The 15,232-nt window shown below is 68.1% G+C and carries 14 protein-coding genes and 1 tRNA gene; 2 read left to right on the top strand and 13 right to left on the bottom strand.

Going from position 1 to position 15,232, the window contains the following annotated elements:
- Positions 1-97: 97 nt before the first annotated feature.
- From rpoB to NF557_RS03505, 9 genes are all read right to left on the bottom strand, one after another.
- Positions 98-3,589 carry a DNA-directed RNA polymerase subunit beta gene (rpoB, locus tag NF557_RS03545; RefSeq protein WP_252621707.1) on the bottom strand — a complete coding sequence of 1,164 codons (3,492 nt, stop codon included), beginning with the start codon at positions 3,587-3,589 and terminating at the stop codon, positions 98-100.
- A gap of 598 nt (positions 3,590-4,187) precedes the next feature.
- Positions 4,188-4,577 carry a 50S ribosomal protein L7/L12 gene (gene rplL, locus NF557_RS03540; RefSeq protein ID WP_252621706.1) on the bottom strand — a complete coding sequence of 130 codons (390 nt, stop codon included), beginning with the start codon at positions 4,575-4,577 and terminating at the stop codon, positions 4,188-4,190.
- A gap of 72 nt (positions 4,578-4,649) precedes the next feature.
- Positions 4,650-5,321: a 50S ribosomal protein L10 gene (gene rplJ / locus NF557_RS03535; protein ID WP_252621705.1), complete on the bottom strand. Its 672-nt coding sequence runs from the start codon at positions 5,319-5,321 to the stop codon at positions 4,650-4,652.
- Positions 5,322-5,561: 240 nt separating this feature from the next.
- On the bottom strand, positions 5,562-6,569 hold the full coding sequence (locus tag NF557_RS03530) for a GTP pyrophosphokinase (protein WP_280923977.1): 1,008 nt from the start codon (positions 6,567-6,569) through the stop codon (positions 5,562-5,564).
- Positions 6,570-6,714: 145 nt separating this feature from the next.
- Positions 6,715-7,431: a 50S ribosomal protein L1 gene (rplA, locus tag NF557_RS03525; RefSeq protein ID WP_252621704.1), complete on the bottom strand. Its 717-nt coding sequence runs from the start codon at positions 7,429-7,431 to the stop codon at positions 6,715-6,717.
- 115 nt (positions 7,432-7,546) lie between these two features.
- A complete protein-coding gene (rplK, locus tag NF557_RS03520; RefSeq protein ID WP_252621703.1) occupies positions 7,547-7,978 on the bottom strand; it encodes a 50S ribosomal protein L11 in 432 nt (143 codons plus the stop codon).
- Between the two features lie 181 nt (positions 7,979-8,159).
- A complete protein-coding gene (gene nusG, locus NF557_RS03515; RefSeq protein WP_252621702.1) occupies positions 8,160-8,984 on the bottom strand; it encodes a transcription termination/antitermination protein NusG in 825 nt (274 codons plus the stop codon).
- 84 nt (positions 8,985-9,068) lie between these two features.
- Positions 9,069-9,317, bottom strand: coding sequence for a preprotein translocase subunit SecE (gene secE / locus NF557_RS03510; RefSeq protein ID WP_252621701.1), 249 nt, complete (start codon positions 9,315-9,317; stop codon positions 9,069-9,071).
- A 54-nt stretch (positions 9,318-9,371) separates the two neighbouring features.
- Positions 9,372-9,444 (bottom strand) — tRNA-Trp (locus NF557_RS03505).
- A gap of 118 nt (positions 9,445-9,562) precedes the next feature.
- Here NF557_RS03505 and NF557_RS03500 point away from each other — a divergent pair.
- Together NF557_RS03500 and NF557_RS03495 are read left to right on the top strand one after the other, a co-directional pair.
- Positions 9,563-10,780: a pyridoxal phosphate-dependent aminotransferase gene (locus NF557_RS03500; RefSeq protein WP_252621700.1), complete on the top strand. Its 1,218-nt coding sequence runs from the start codon at positions 9,563-9,565 to the stop codon at positions 10,778-10,780.
- Between the two features lie 205 nt (positions 10,781-10,985).
- Positions 10,986-11,726 (top strand): SDR family NAD(P)-dependent oxidoreductase, encoded by a 741-nt coding sequence (locus NF557_RS03495; protein ID WP_252621699.1) that lies wholly within the window; start codon positions 10,986-10,988, stop codon positions 11,724-11,726.
- Positions 11,727-11,781: 55 nt separating this feature from the next.
- Here the strand turns inward: NF557_RS03495 and NF557_RS03490 are convergent, their stop codons facing one another.
- The 4 genes from NF557_RS03490 to NF557_RS03475 are packed head-to-tail and all read right to left on the bottom strand — an operon-like array spanning position 11,782 to position 15,221.
- Positions 11,782-12,501 carry an ABC transporter permease gene (locus tag NF557_RS03490; RefSeq protein ID WP_252621698.1) on the bottom strand — a complete coding sequence of 240 codons (720 nt, stop codon included), beginning with the start codon at positions 12,499-12,501 and terminating at the stop codon, positions 11,782-11,784.
- Positions 12,498-13,412 (bottom strand): ABC transporter ATP-binding protein, encoded by a 915-nt coding sequence (locus NF557_RS03485; RefSeq protein WP_252621697.1) that lies wholly within the window; start codon positions 13,410-13,412, stop codon positions 12,498-12,500. Before NF557_RS03485 ends, NF557_RS03490 begins: the two co-directional genes overlap by 4 nt.
- Positions 13,409-14,308 (bottom strand): hypothetical protein, encoded by a 900-nt coding sequence (locus NF557_RS03480; protein WP_252621696.1) that lies wholly within the window; start codon positions 14,306-14,308, stop codon positions 13,409-13,411. Before NF557_RS03480 ends, NF557_RS03485 begins: the two co-directional genes overlap by 4 nt.
- Complete coding sequence (locus NF557_RS03475; protein ID WP_252621695.1) at positions 14,292-15,221, bottom strand: ABC transporter ATP-binding protein; 930 nt, start codon at positions 15,219-15,221, stop codon at positions 14,292-14,294. The genes NF557_RS03480 and NF557_RS03475 overlap by 17 nt, the downstream gene beginning before the upstream one ends.
- Positions 15,222-15,232: the final 11 nt, after the last annotated feature.

Raw genomic sequence — 15,232 nt, 5'->3', positions numbered from 1 at the left:
GGTGTGGCCGACTCGTAACGTTCTGCCTCGCGTCGCAGGCCGTAGGCCGGGGCCGACCCCGCGCACCGGTGAGGGTGAGCGCGGAGCCGGCCATCCGTCATACTTCCTCGACGCTGCTCGGCTCCCTGCGGCTCAGGTCGATGCCCAGCTCCTCCGCGGCGCGGAAGACCTCGGTGTCGGACTCGCGCAGGTCGATCTGCGTGCCGTCGCTGGAGAGCACCTCGACGTTCAGGCACAGGGACTGCATCTCCTTGATGAGCACCTTGAACGACTCCGGGATGCCGGGCTCCGGGACGTTCTCACCCTTGACGATCGACTCATAGACCTTCACGCGGCCGGTCACGTCATCGGACTTGATGGTGAGCAGCTCCTGCAGGGCGTAGGCAGCGCCGTACGCCTCCAGGGCCCAGACCTCCATCTCACCGAAGCGCTGACCACCGAACTGCGCCTTGCCGCCCAGCGGCTGCTGGGTGATCATCGAGTACGGCCCGGTGCTGCGCGCATGGATCTTGTCATCCACGAGGTGGTGCAGCTTCAGGATGTACATATAACCCACCGAGACTGGCTGCGGGTAGGGCTCACCGGAACGACCGTCGAAGAGACGGGCCTTGCCGGACTCGCCGATCAGCCGCTCGCCGGAGGCCGACGGATAGGTCGACTCGAGGAGACCGGCGATCTCCGCCTCGCTCGCACCGTCGAACACCGGGCTGGCCACGCGGGTGCGCGGCTCGGCCACGTGGGCGTCCTGCGGGATGCCCGCGGCCCACTCGGCGCCCTCGGCGATCTCCCAGCCCTGCGCCGCGGCCCAGCCGAGGTGCAGCTCCAGGATCTGGCCGACGTTCATCCGGCCGGGCACACCCAGCGGGTTGAGCACGATGTCGACCGGCGTGCCGTCCTCCATGAACGGCATGTCCTCGACGGGCAGGATCTTGGAGATCACGCCCTTGTTGCCGTGGCGGCCGGCCAGCTTGTCACCGTCGGTGATCTTGCGCTTGTTGGCGACATAGACGCGCACCAGCTGGTTGACGCCCGGGGGGAGCTCGTCGCCCTCCTCGCGGTCGAAGACCTTCACGCCGATGATCGTGCCGGTCTCGCCGTGCGGGACCTTCATCGAGGTGTCGCGGACCTCGCGTGCCTTCTCACCGAAGATGGCGCGCAGCAGGCGCTCCTCCGGGGTCAGCTCGGTCTCACCCTTGGGCGTGACCTTGCCGACCAGCAGGTCGCCGTCGCGGACCTCGGCACCGATGCGGATGATGCCGCGCTCGTCCAGGTCGGCCAGCACCTCGTCGGAGACGTTCGGGATGTCCCGCGTGATCTCCTCCGGGCCCAGCTTCGTGTCGCGGGCGTCGATCTCGTGCTCCTCGATGTGGATCGAGGAGAGGACGTCGTCCTGGACCAGGCGCTGGGACAGGATGATCGCGTCCTCGTAGTTGTGACCCTCCCACGGCATGAACGCCACGAGCAGGTTGCGCCCGAGCGCCATCTCGCCACCGTCGGTCGCGGGACCGTCAGCGATCAGCTGTCCGACCTCGACCCGGTCACCCTCGTTGACCTTGACCTGCTGGTTGTAGCAGTTGCCCTGGTTGGAGCGGGTGAACTTGGCGATCTTGTAGGAGTGGTAGGTGCCGTCGTCGGCCGCGACCTTGACGAGGTCGGCCGAGACCTCCTGGACCACGCCGGCGTTCTCGGCACGCACCACGTCACCGGAGTCGAGCGCCGCGCGGTGCTCCATGCCGGTGCCGACGAGCGGCGCCTCAGCCTGCACGAGCGGCACGGCCTGGCGCTGCATGTTGGCGCCCATGAGCGCACGGTTGGCGTCGTCGTGCTCGAGGAACGGGATCATCGCGGTGGCCGCGGACACCATCTGGCGTGCGGACACGTCCATGTAGTCCACGTCAGCCGCCGGGACGTCGACAGCCTCGCCGCCGCCACCCTTGGCGCGGACCAGGATCCGCTCCTCGGCGAAGGTGCCGTCCTCGTTGAGCGCGGCGTTGGCCTGCGCGATGACGAAGTGGTCCTCCTCATCCGCGGACAGGTAGTCGATGTCGTCGGTCACGCGACCGTTGATGACCTTGCGGTAGGGCGTCTCCACGAAGCCGAACGGGTTGATCCGCCCGTAGGAGGCCAGCGAACCGATCAGACCGATGTTGGGACCCTCAGGAGTCTCGATCGGGCACATGCGGCCGTAGTGCGACGGGTGGACGTCACGGACCTCCATGCCGGCGCGGTCACGGGACAGACCGCCCGGGCCCAGCGCCGACAGGCGCCGCTTGTGGGTCAGGCCCGACAGCGGGTTGTTCTGGTCCATGAACTGCGACAGCTGGCTGGTGCCGAAGAACTCCTTGATGGAGGCGACGACGGGCCGGATGTTGATCAGGGTCTGCGGCGTGATGGCCTCGACGTCCTGGGTGGTCATCCGCTCCCGGACGACGCGCTCCATGCGCGAGAGGCCGGTGCGGACCTGGTTCTGGATCAGCTCGCCGACCGAGCGCAGACGGCGGTTGCCGAAGTGGTCGATGTCGTCGACCTCGACCCGCAGCTGCTCGGTCTCACCGTGGCGCACGACCTCGAGGGTGTCCTCGCCGGCGTGCAGCGCGACGAGATAACGGATCGTCGCGACGATGTCTTCGACCCGCAGGACGGAGTCGCTCAGCGGAGCCTCGACACCCAGCTTCTTGTTGATCTTGTAACGACCCACCTTGGCCAGGTCGTAGCGCTTGGGGTTGAAGTAGAGGTTGTCGAGCAGGTTCTGCGCGGCCTCCCTGGTCGGCGGCTCGCCCGGGCGCAGCTTGCGATAGATGTCCAGCAGCGCCTCGTCCTGGTCGGCCGTCGAGTCCTTCTCGAGGGTGGCGCGGATCGACTCGTAGTCGCCGAACTCCTCCAGGATCTGGGCCTCGGTCCAGCCGAGCGCCTTGAGCAGCACCGTGACCGACTGCTTGCGCTTGCGGTCGATGCGGACACCGACCATGTCGCGCTTGTCGATCTCGAACTCCAGCCACGCACCCCGGCTCGGGATGATCTTGGTCGAGTAGATGTCCTTGTCGGCCGTCTTGTCGAGCGTGCGCTCGAAGTAGACGCCCGGGCTGCGGACGAGCTGGGACACGACGACACGCTCGGTGCCGTTGATGATGAAGGTGCCGCGGTCGGTCATCAGCGGGAAGTCGCCCATGAACACCGTCTGGGACTTGATCTCACCGGTGGTGTTGTTGATGAACTCAGCGGTGACGAAGAGCGGGGCGGAGTAGGTCATATCCCGCTCCTTGCACTCCTCGATGGAGTACTTCTGCTCCTCGAAGCGGTGGTCCCTGAACGACAGGGACATGGAGCCGGAGAAGTCCTCGATGGGTGAGATCTCCTCGAAGATCTCCTCGAGTCCGGAACGATCGGGAACGTCGTCCTTGCCGCCGGCGTTCGCGGCGGCGACGCGAGCCTGCCAGTGCTCGTTGCCGAGCAACCAGTCAAAACTCTCCGTCTGGAGCGCCAGGAGGTCAGGGACCTCCAGCGGCTCCCGGATCTTGGCGAAGCTCAAACGGCCAGATGCCGTCCGAGCGGTGGACACAGTCGTCTTCGCAGTGCGCGAGGCAGCCAAGGATGGGTCCTTCCACAGGCCTTACAATGAGCAGCGGGTCAGCGTGACCGGGCCCGGGCCACACCAAGGAGGGGCCAGCCGCAGCAGTGCGGTCTGAACCTCGGTTGGTGGGTGCGACACGGGACAAGGGCAGCGCAAAGAGATAGCATACACGAAGCCCCAGCCTGAACCAACCGCCCCCCGGCGCAGTGCCCATCCCGCCGCCACAGAATGCCCCCATCGCTGGCCTCCCGTCAAGCCCGGCCTCGGCGTGTCCCCCCATTTTGGGGTGATTCGGACCGCGTCCCACAGCAGTTGCCCCGCCTGTCGACACCCCTTGGTGGCATCCCAGCAGGCGTCCAGCTGCACCCATTGTTCACACCACACCCCGCACCTGGCGAGAACGATGCGTCCAGCTGCACCCCGTTCCTCACACCACACCCCGCACCCGGCGAGAACGATGCGTCCAGCTGCACCCATTCCTCACACCACACCCCGCACCTGGCGAGAACGATGCGTCCAGCTGCGCCCATCCCTCACACCAACGACAAACGGGCGGGACCGACCCGTGGTCAGTCCCGCCCGCTCTGTCAGGCTTGCCGGGCGAACCCGGCGGGTGTCACTTGACGGTGACGGTGGCCCCGGCGCCCTCGAGCGCCTCCTTGGCCTTGTCAGCCGCATCCTTGTCGACCTTCTCCAGGATGGCCTTCGGAGCGCTGTCGACGAGGTCCTTGGCCTCCTTCAGGCCCAGGGAGGTCAGCGTGCGGACCTCCTTGATGACGGCAATCTTCTTGTCGCCAGCGGACTCGAGAACGACGTCGAACTCGCTCTGCTCCTCCTCGGCAGCGGCGTCGCCGCCGCCAGCGGCCGGAGCAGCACCGGCAACGGCAACGGGTGCCGCGGCGGTGACGTTGAAGGTCTCCTCGAACTGCGACACGAACTCAGAGAGCTCGATCAGGGTCATCTCCTTGAAGCTCTCCAGGAGCTCCTCGGTGCTCAGCTTCGCCATGGTGGCGTTCCTTCCTAGTGGTGCCGTGAGTGGCGGTGTGTGGTCTTGCCTCGATGCGCCCGAAGGCTCATCTCAGCTGTCGTCGCCACCCTCGGCGACGTCGGTGGTGGCCTCGTCCGCAGCGGCCGCAGCCTCCACGGTCTCGGCCGGTGCCTCGTCCGCAGCGGCCGGGTCGGCCTCCGCGGTCTCGGCCGCAGCGGCATCTGCCGCTGCACCTGCCTGGGGACCCTCCTGCTCCACCTTGGCGCGCAGCGCCTCGACGACACGCGCGGTCTGCGACAGCGGTGCGGCGAACAGGTAGACGGCGTTGGTGAGCGAGGCGTTCATCGCCCCGGCCAGCTTGGCCAGCAGGGTCTCGCGCGACTCGAGGTCGGCGAGCTTGGTGATCTCCGCGGTCGTCAACGGCTTGCCGTCGAGCACACCGCCCTTGATCACCAGGGCAGGGTTTGCCTTGGCAAAGTCACGCAGGCCCTTGGCAGCCTCGACCGGGTCACCGGTGACGAAGGCGATCGCGGTGGGGCCCTGGAGCTGCTCGTCGAGGTCGGTCACGCCGGCCTCGTTCGCCGCAAGCTTGGTGAGCGTGTTCTTCACCACGGAATAGGTCGCGTGCTCGCGGATCGAGCCACGCAGCTCGGTCAGCTGCGCCACGGTCAACCCGCGGTACTCGGTGAGCACGGCCGCGCCCGAGTTGCGGAACTGCTCCGTCAACTCGGCAATGGCAGCGGCTTTCGCAGCAGTCGCCATGGGGCCTCCTTTGTCGTGGTGCCGGCACCCTCCGGGCCCAGACGACAAGAGCCCCGGCGCAGGCGCACGGGGCTCAGACAACCGCAGATGTATGCGGTGCAGCTCAGTTCACCTGCGCAGGTCGCCCGCATCGTGCGGAACCTTCGGTCGAGGCGCCCTCGCGGGCACGCCGACAACCGGCGGTCAATGGGTATGTCGCCAAGAGTAGGGCACAACCCGCGCGGCGCCCAAATTGTCGGCTCAGTCCAGCTTGGCCAGCCGTTCGTGCAGCTGGTCCACCCGGTGGGCGTTGCCGTGCAGCGTGACGTAGTCCTCGCCGAAGACCGAGAGCAGCGCGTCGTCCAGCCGGCGGACCGCAGCAGGTGGGTAGCGATAGCCCATCCGGTCATTGATCACCTCCGCATCGACCGCGGCGAGCGCGTTGCGCAACTCGTCGAGGGAGGTGATGCCCAGCTCCAGCAGCAACCCGGAGATCCACGAGTAGTGCTCGGTGCGTGACCACCCCGCATCGGGATACTGCCCCGCGAGGAACTTGGCCAGCTCCTGGGCGCTGAGCCGCGGATCGGCCTCGTCCGGAGCCTGTGCGTGCTGCTCCGGCATCGTCGCCTGCAACCGGTCCCGGATCGCCGAGAACTCATGGTCCGCCAGCTCGAGCAGCCCGGCGGCCAGGGTGAACCGGCGGTTCAGGTCGGGGGCGTGCTCCTCCGGCACCGTGCCCTTGTAGCGGATGTCGTGCTCGAACTCCGCCCAGGCGTGCTGGAGCACGGAGCGGACCTGCACCGAGACCGTGACGGTGCGCAGCGCCTCCCGCTCGGGGGTCAGCGTGCGGCTCGCGTCGACCGCGACCACCAGGTGCCTGCTGGAGTAGCCCCACCGACCCTCCTCGGCCGTCTCCCGCCCCATGTCTCGGTCCGCCAGGACCGTGAGCTCCTGGGCCAGCAGCTCGACCACGGCGTCGACGTCGTCACGCACGTAGGTGATGACCCGCAGGCCGATCTGGTCGGTGATCTGCTCCCCCGGGTCGGTGTAGAGCAGCTCTCCGTCGGCCATCCGGGCCGCCTTGCCTGCGAAGCTCTCGACGCTCTTGGTGCGCCCGGTCACGGTCAGGTAGTTGATGCCCGCGTCGTCCAGGATCGAGGTCAGCAGCGCCACGAACCGGTCGGTGGCGCGGACCAGCTCGGGCTGGCGCGCGAGGTATTCCTGCACTGCCTCACGGACCCGGTCGATCTCCCGCGGTGTCTGAGTCATCCCCTCATCCTGCCGGATTGTGCGCCGCCCAGCCGTCCGCAGACCCTCGTGCCGTTCGTGGTCTGGTCACCGTGCGCCCAGAGCGGACACACAGGGGCCGGGTGAGCGTGTGCTCACCCGGCCCCTGTGTCAGAACTGTGTCAGGTCACTCCGCGGCAGAGTCGACCGTCACGCTCCCGACCCGGGCCGGGTCCAGCGGGATGCCGGGGCCCATCGTCGTGCTGACCGTGGCCTTGGTGACATAGCGGCCCTTGGAGGACGCCGGCTTCAGACGCATGACCTCGTCGATCGCGGCACGGTAGTTCTCCACCAGCTTGGCCTCGTCGAAGGAGGTCTTGCCGATGATGAAGTGCAGGTTCGAGTGCTTGTCGACGCGGAACTCGATCTTGCCGCCCTTGATGTCGGTGACAGCCTTGGCGGTGTCCATCGTGACGGTGCCGGTCTTGGGGTTCGGCATGAGACCACGGGGGCCCAGCACCTTGCCCAGACGACCGACCTTGCCCATCAGGTCCGGCGTGGCGACGACCGCGTCGAAGTCCAGCCAACCGCCGGCGACCTTCTCCAGCAGCTCGTCGGAGCCGACGTGGTCAGCGCCGGCCTCACGGGCGGCCTCGGCCTTGTCACCGTTGGCGAAGACCAGCACGCGGGCGGTCTTGCCGGTGCCGTTCGGCAGGTTGACGGTGCCGCGGACCAGCTGGTCTGCCTTGCGGGGGTCGACACCGAGCCGCAGGGCAACCTCGACGGTCGCGTCATACTTCGTGGTGGAGGTCTCCCTGGCGAGGCTGATGGCCTCGACCGGGGCGTAGAACTTGCCGTCGACGATCTTCTCGGCGGCGGCGGTGTAAGCCTTGCTGCGCTTCATTGCTGCTCCTTGTGCAGTGGTGGAGTTGTGGTCTGCGGACCAGCGCTGGTCCTGCCACGGGGATCCGGTATGCCGCTCGCTCACCTGAGTGAGCGACGCACCGGGTCGTCAGGGCTCAGCCCTGGACGGTGATGCCCATCGAGCGGGCGGTGCCGGCGATGATCTTCGAGGCCTGCTCGACATCGTTGGCGTTGAGGTCAGCCATCTTGGACTCGGCGATCTCGCGCACCTGGTCCTTGGTCAGCTTGCCGACCTTGGTCTTGTGCGGCTCGCCGGAACCCTTGGCGACACCGGCAGCCTTCTTGATCAGCTCGGCAGCCGGCGGGGTCTTGGTGATGAAGGTGAACGAGCGGTCCTCATAGACCGTGATCTCGACCGGGATGACGTTGCCACGCTGGGACTCCGTCGCGGCGTTGTAGGCCTTGACGAACTCCATGATGTTGACGCCGTGCTGACCGAGGGCCGGACCGACGGGCGGGGCCGGGGTGGCCGCACCGGCCTGGATCTGCAGCTTGATGAAGCCGGAGACCTTCTTCTTGGGGGGCATATCTGTGTCCTCTTTGTTGTGGGCCGACGCCTTGGGCGATGACCCGGTTGCATCCGCAAAGACGGAGTCTTTGTGGATCCGAGGACGGAGTCCTCGGAAACTTATGGAGTTGTGCGGACCAACGTCCGCTCCTGACCAAGCCTCGGTCAGGGGAACTCGGGGGAGGGAGTCCCCCGAGCGATTAGAGCTTGGCGACCTGGTTGAACGAGAGCTCGACCGGGGTCTCCCGGCCGAAGATGGAGACCAGCACCTTGAGCTTCTGGCTCTCGGGGATGATCTCCGAGATCGTGGCAGGCAGGGTCTCGAACGGACCCTCCATGACGGTGACGGACTCGCCGACCTCGAACTCGACCTCGGGGGCCGCGCCCTTGGTGGCGCCGGTGGCGCCCTGGCCGCCAGCAGCGGGAGAGTCGCCCTGCTCCGGGGTGTCAAAGACCGGGGCGAGCATGGTGATGACCTCGTCGATGCTCAGTGGCACCGGCTGGTGCGCGTTGCCGACGAAGCCGGTGACGCCCGGGGTGTGCCGGACCGCGCCCCACGACTCGTCGGTCAGCTCCATGCGGACCAGGACATAGCCGGGCATCCGCACGCGGCGGACCTGCTTGCGGACACCGGACTTGATCTCGGTGACCTCCTCCATCGGCACCTCGACCTGGAAGATGTAGTCCTCCATGTTCAGGCTCGTGGAGCGGGTCTCGAGGTTGTGCTTGACGCGGTTCTCGTAGCCGGCGTAGGAGTGGATCACGAACCAGTCGCCATACTGCGCCTGCAACGTCGCCCGGAACTCCTCCATGGGGTCGCCCGCGGGCTCGCCCTCGTCCGCAGCGTCGGACTCGACGTCCTCGGTGGGCTCGGCCTCGGCGTCGGCAGACTCCTCGACGGTGGTCTCGGCGTCGGTGGTCTCGGCGTCGGTGGCCACCTCTGCAGGCTCCGCGACGGTCGCCTCAGCGGTCGCGTCAACGACATCGGTCGCCTCGTCGGCGTTGTTCGTCCACTGCTCGGACATGGCTACTTCCTCACTACTACTTGACCGGGGTGGCCGTCACTGCGGCACGGGATGGTCGCTGGCGACCGGGCTGCACGCGACTGGTCAGCCGCCGAAGGTGAAGTCGACGACTCGGGTGAAGATCTGGTCCAGCCCCACCACGAAGCCCATGATCACGAGCACGAACACCAGGACGACGATCGTGTAGGTGATCAGCTCGCGCTGCGTCGGGCGGTGCACCTTGCGCAGCTCGGCCATAACCTGAGCCACGAAGGTCGTGGGACGGGTGGGTCCTGCGGCCTGCGCTTGGCCACGGTCGACACCCTTGGTGTCACGGGCGCTTGTGTCAGACACGGACTACCTTCCTCATCCTTCGTTGTCGGCAGCGACCGGTGCGGTCGCGTCGCGCAGGGCACGAGGGACTCGAACCCCCAACCGCTGGTTTTGGAGACCAGTGCTCTACCAATTGAGCTAGTGCCCTCTGTGCTGCTGGACCTCGGTGGGCAGGCTCCAGCATGGGATGCGTCAACACCCGAGGAGGCAGTCTACGCGATCCCGCCGGTCACTGCGAAACAGACCACCGATGGTTGAATGGCCAGGTGACTGAGAGCAGCCAGCAGCCCCGCATCTCCACCCGCATCGGTGCCATCGCCGAGTCTGCCACGCTCGCCGTGGACGCCAAGGCCAAGGCGCTGAAGGCCCAGGGCCGTCCGGTGATCGGCTTCGGCGCGGGCGAGCCGGACTTCCCGACGCCTGACTATGTGGTGGCCGCCGCCGTGGCCGCGGCTCAGGATCCGGTGAACCACCGCTACTCTCCCGCCGGTGGGCTGCCCGACCTCAAGGCCGCGATCGTCGCCAAGACGCAGCGGGACAGTGCGTATGCCGTGGAGCCGGCCAACGTGCTGGTCACCAACGGCGGCAAGCAGGCGGTCTACAACACCTTCGCCACGCTGCTGAACCCCGGTGACGAGGTGATCCTGCCCACCCCCTACTGGACGACCTACCCCGAGGCCATCCGGCTGGCCGGTGGCACGCCGGTGGACGTCTTCGCCGGCGAGGACCAGGGCTACCTCGTGACGGTGGACCAGCTCGAGGCCGCGCGCACCGAGCGGACCAAGGCGCTGCTCTTCTGCTCGCCGTCCAACCCGACGGGCGCGGTCTATCCGCCCGAGCAGGTGGAGACGATCGGCCGCTGGGCGCTGGAGCACGGCATCTGGGTGCTCACCGACGAGATCTATGAGCACCTGCTCTATGACGGCGCCACCGCACCCTCCATGCCGGTGCTCGTCCCCGAGCTCGCCGAGACCTGCGTCGTCCTCAACGGTGTCGCCAAGACCTATGCGATGACCGGCTGGCGGGTCGGCTGGATGATCGGACCCAAGGACGTGATCAAGGCAGCGACCAACCTGCAGTCCCACGCGACGTCCAACGTCGCCAACGTCTCGCAGCGCGCCGCCATCGCGGCGCTGCAGGGGTCACTGGAGGCGGTGGTTGAGATGCGCACGGCGTTCGACCGTCGTCGCCAGACCATGGTCGGCATGCTCAACGAGATCGAGGGCGTCAGCTGCCCGACACCGCAGGGTGCGTTCTATGCCTACCCGAGCGTGGCCGGGGTGCTGGGTCGCACGATCCGGGGCCGCACGCCGCAGACGTCGGCCGAGCTCGCCAGCCTGATCCTCGACGAGGTCGAGGTGGCCGTGGTGCCCGGCGAGGCGTTCGGACCCTCGGGCTATCTGCGCCTGTCCTACGCCCTGGGCGACAACGACCTGGCCGAGGGTGTCGGCCGGATCCAGGACCTGCTGCGCGAGGCCCGCTGACGGCGTCTCCCGGGCACGCCGATCGACGGCAGGTGGGCTCCGGGTCAGTGCGCGGCCTCCTTGACGGCGTCAGTGCGGTCTCCTTGACGGGTCAGCGCGGTCTCCTTGACGGGTCTCTGCGTAGCCCTTTGGCTTTACTACGGTTTGTAGTAGATACTGGAGGCAGGCGCGGGCACCTGACCCGACGCACCGACAGGAGGCAGTCATGGCACGGTTCGAGGGCAGGGTCGCGATCGTCACGGGAGGCTCCAGCGGGATCGGCCGCGCCACGGTGCTGCAGCTGGCCCGGGAGGGCTGCGCCGTCGTCGTGGCCGACATTCAGGACACCCTGGGTGCCGAGATCGTCGACGAGGTCACCGCGTCCGACGGGGCGGCGAGCTATGTCCACCTGGACGTCGCGGACGAGGACAGCTGGACGGCCGCGATCGAGCACACCCTCACCGAGCACGGCCGGCTCGACATCCTGGTGAACAATGCCGGGATCGGCGACGAGCAGCCGATCGAGGAGACCACGACGCAGACCTGGGACAAGGTGGTGGCGGTCACCCAGACCAGCGTCTTCCTCGGCATGCGAGCTGCCGCCGAGGCCCTCAAGGCGTCCGGCCACGGCTCGGTGATCAACGTCTCCTCGATGTTTGGCATCGTCGGCGGCTTCGGCACCGGACCGGCCTACCACTCGGCCAAGGGTGCCGTGCGACTGCTGTCCAAGAGCGCGGCGCTGGGCTGGGCCACGGAGGGGGTGCGGGTGAACTCGGTGCACCCTGGATTCATCGAGACACCCATCCTGGGCGAGACCGACCGCGCGATGCTCGCCGGAGCCACGCCGATGGGCCGTCTTGGCACACCCGATGAGGTCGCCTCGCTGATCGTCTTCCTGGCCAGCGACGACGCAGGGTTCTGCACCGGCTCAGAGTTTGTCGTCGACGGCGGCTACACCGCCCGCTGACCTCTCGGTCCCCTCCGTGCCCGGCTGGGCGCGGAGGCCGAGTCAGCCGGGGAGGCTACTCCTCGCCGCGGAGCTGGAACCGCGACAGGCGCCGACCGGCGAGGACGCAGCCGGCCACCACCACGACAGCACTTGCCACCCAGGCATAGGCCAGGGGCAGGTTGCCGGCGGCCAGGTTCAGCGAGTCGTCGATGCCCTCGGCGATCCGTCTGCCCCAGGCCGAGACGCTGAGATAACGCAGCCCGCTCAGCCAGCTGGCCAGCAGTCCCTCAAAGACCAGGACATAGATCAGCCCGGTCACCATCGCGTGCCGGTTGACTGCGGAGAAGACCATGAAGATGCTGCAGTAGGCCGCACCTGCGACCGCCATGCCGGCCGTCACCGCCAGCGCCTGCTGCAGGTCCGACGGTTCCAGGATCAGGCCCGAGACCAGCAGCGAACCCGCCCCGAGCACCACCGTGACGCCCACCGCGACCAGCAGCTTGCTCAGCACGACGGAGTAGCGCGAGATCGGTTTGGCGAGCAGATAGATGATGGACCCGTCGTCGATCTCGGGACCGAGGACACCCGTCGTGGCCAGGAGCGCCACGAGAGTCGCCGCAGTGATCCCGACCCCCACGACGATGACCTCGAACGCCCCGCCTGCCTCGCCCCGTGTCAGCAGCCGGACGAGCAGGGCCAGCCCGATGAGCAGGAGCGGCAGGGACAGCAGCGCCCACCACCGCTTCTGACCAAACAGGGACTGCAGCGCCAACCTCGAGATCGTGGCATTCATGCGGACACCAGATAGGAGAAGACGGACTCCAGCGACTCGTCGGTGGGCGTGACCTCCAGGAGCGTGATCGAGCGCTCCCGAGCCACCCGGGGCAGCGACACGGCAAACGAGCCGAAGTCGGTCACCTGCACCAGGACCCCGCCCCGGGCATCGAGCTGGACGCCCGCCACGCTCGGCGTGGCCATCAGTGCCGTGGCCAGCAAGCGGTCGTCGCTGCTGCGCAGCAGGTATTTGTCCGGCCGGTCGGTCATCAGCCGGCGGATGGCACCGAAGTCTCCGGAGGCCGCGTGCCGGCCCGAGACGACGACCTCGATGTGGCGCGCGATCTGCTCGACCTCCTCCAGGATGTGGGAGCTGAAGAGCACGGTGCGCCCCTCGGCGCCCAACCGGGTGAGCAGCTCCATCAGGTGCAGCCGCTGGCGTGGGTCGACGCCGTTGAACGGCTCGTCCAGCAGCATCACCCCTGGGTCGTGCACCAGGGCCGCCGCCAGCTTGATGCGCTGCCTCATGCCCTTGGAGTAGGTGCTGATGTTGCGCCCCGCAGCCTCCACCAGGTCGACGATGTCCAGCGCCCGCTCGGTCGCCTCACCGGGCGCCGGAAGCTGGTGGAGCTCGGCGTTGGCCCGCACGAACTGCCGGCCGGTCAGATAGCCGAAGCTCGCCTCCCGCTCGGGCACCAACCCGATCGTGCGATAGACCGAGACGTTGCCCCACACCGGCGCACCGTCGAGGGTGACCTCGCCGGCCGAGGGCGCCAGGAAGCCAGCCATCATCGCGATCAGCGTCGTCTTGCCGGCCCCGTTGGGCCCGAGCAGTCCCGTCACCCCTGGCCCGATCTTCATCGACACGTCGTTGACCGCCACGACGTTGCCATACCAGCGCGAGGAGTTGGTCAGCTCGACAACGCTCATCGTCCCGCCTGCTTCCGGTAGTAGCGGACCAGCACCCACAGCCCGCCGGCGATCACGGCCAGCGCCACCGCCAGATAGAGCAGCCCCCACGCGGTGGTGCCCGGCGACACCTGGAAGGAGCCGACGCCCCCCAACAGCTCCGCCTGCACCCCGTCGACGAGAGAGAACGGCGAGAGCAGCCCGGCGATGCGCGCCCCCACCTCGTTGCCCATCTCCGAGGTGATGGCCTGGACGGCGGTCACGACCCCGGTGCTGATCAGGAGCGCGATGATGGTGACCCCGACCGCCAGGCCGCGCCGACGGGTGTGCGCCGCCACCAGCGCGGACAGCGTCGCGAGCACTGCGGCCAGCAGGATCACGCCCACCATCGCGGCAGCGAACTCGCCCGTATGCTCGGCGAAGTCGGCCTCGGCCGACAGCGCTCCGACATACAGCACGATGATCGGCACCCCGACGAAGACCAGGACCGCCACGAACAGGGATGACCAGCGGATCAGGGCAAAGGCCGACGCGCCGAGGGGCCGCGCGAGATAGAGCGAGATCGCCCCGGACCGCAGGTCCCGCGAGAACAGGACCGGCGCCTGGGCTGCGACGAAGATCACGATGAGCAGCATCAGCTGCACGGGGTAGCTGCCGTAGTTGATGAATCCCTCGGTCAGGCCGAGCGTGACCATGATCGCCACCATGATCGCCGCTGGGACGAGCATGAAGGCCAGCAGCACCATCGGCAGGATCTTGGCGCGACCGGAGCGTCCGATGCCATAGGCATTGAGCAGTCCGGTCGCAAAGAGCGAGCGCGCAGCCGACGCCGTCCCGAGCCGCGGCCCGGTGTAGGGCCGGTAGCCGATGTCGTGGATGACCCCACCGGGTCCCGGTCCCTCAGTTGGGAGCGCCATGGCCTGCCTCCTCCCGGAAGACGTCCTCGATGTGTCGGTGGTCGGCCGCCAGCCGGACCAGACCCACGCCCGCGTCGACCGCCGTGTCACGGATCAGGTCGTGGAGGTCGCTGCGACCCGGTGCGTTGATCTCGATGAGCTTGCCGCGGGGTCGGCACGGGATGCCCAGGGCGGCCAGCCGCTCCCCCATGTCGGTCTGCGCGTCGCCCGTCCCCATCACCTCGACGAGCAACAGCCCGGTGTCTGAGGTGAACTCGGTGGTGGCCTGTGAACGCAGCAGGTGCCCCCCGTCGAGGACGACGACGTGGTCGCTGACCCGCTCCAGCTCGCCGAGCAGGTGTGAGGTCACCAGGACCGAGATGCCGAACTCCCGCCCGATCTTGCTCACCAGCGACAGCATGTCGTCGCGCGCCGCCGGGTCGAGGCCGTTGGTCGGCTCGTCCAGGAAGACCAGGCGAGGATCGTGCACCAGCGCCTGCGCCAGCTTAGCGCGCTGCTTCATGCCGGTGGAGTAGCCGCCCATCAGGCGGTAGCGCTCCTCGGCCAACCCGACGTGGCGCAGCACGTCGGCGGCACGCTCCCGGGCGGCCGTCGGCGGCAGCCCCGACATGCGGCCCATGTGCACCACGAAGTCGATCGCCCGCACGTCGGGAGGCAGGCAGTCGTGCTCAGGCATGTAGCCGACCACGGTCCGGATCTGGTCGCCCTCGGCCCGGATGTCATGGCCGAGCACCTGGGCGCTGCCCTCGGTGGCGTCGATCAGCCCGAGGAGGATCTTGATCAGCGTGGACTTGCCGGCCCCGTTGGCACCGACCAGCCCGGTCACGCCCTCCCCGATGGTCAGGTCGAGGCCCTCCAGGGCGGTCACCTGGCCGTAGCGCTTGGTGAGCCCTTGAGTGTCGATGATCCCCACGGGGGACAAAT

Source organism: Ornithinimicrobium cryptoxanthini, from assembly GCF_023923205.1.
Classification (GTDB): domain Bacteria; phylum Actinomycetota; class Actinomycetes; order Actinomycetales; family Dermatophilaceae; genus Ornithinicoccus; species Ornithinicoccus cryptoxanthini.
This window is presented reverse-complemented; position numbering and strand designations above follow the sequence as displayed.

Coding starts and splice junctions, on each gene's coding strand:
- rplL (WP_252621706.1), bottom strand. CDS start 4,577: ATGGCGAAGCTGAGCACCGAGGAGCTCCTGGAGAGCTTCAAGGAGATG.
- rplJ (WP_252621705.1), bottom strand. CDS start 5,321: ATGGCGACTGCTGCGAAAGCCGCTGCCATTGCCGAGTTGACGGAGCAG.
- NF557_RS03530 (WP_280923977.1), bottom strand. CDS start 6,569: ATGACTCAGACACCGCGGGAGATCGACCGGGTCCGTGAGGCAGTGCAG.
- rplA (WP_252621704.1), bottom strand. CDS start 7,431: ATGAAGCGCAGCAAGGCTTACACCGCCGCCGCCGAGAAGATCGTCGAC.
- rplK (WP_252621703.1), bottom strand. CDS start 7,978: ATGCCCCCCAAGAAGAAGGTCTCCGGCTTCATCAAGCTGCAGATCCAG.
- nusG (WP_252621702.1), bottom strand. CDS start 8,984: ATGTCCGAGCAGTGGACGAACAACGCCGACGAGGCGACCGATGTCGTT.
- NF557_RS03495 (WP_252621699.1), top strand. CDS start 10,986: ATGGCACGGTTCGAGGGCAGGGTCGCGATCGTCACGGGAGGCTCCAGC.
- NF557_RS03490 (WP_252621698.1), bottom strand. CDS start 12,501: ATGAATGCCACGATCTCGAGGTTGGCGCTGCAGTCCCTGTTTGGTCAG.
- NF557_RS03485 (WP_252621697.1), bottom strand. CDS start 13,412: ATGAGCGTTGTCGAGCTGACCAACTCCTCGCGCTGGTATGGCAACGTC.
- NF557_RS03480 (WP_252621696.1), bottom strand. CDS start 14,308: ATGGCGCTCCCAACTGAGGGACCGGGACCCGGTGGGGTCATCCACGAC.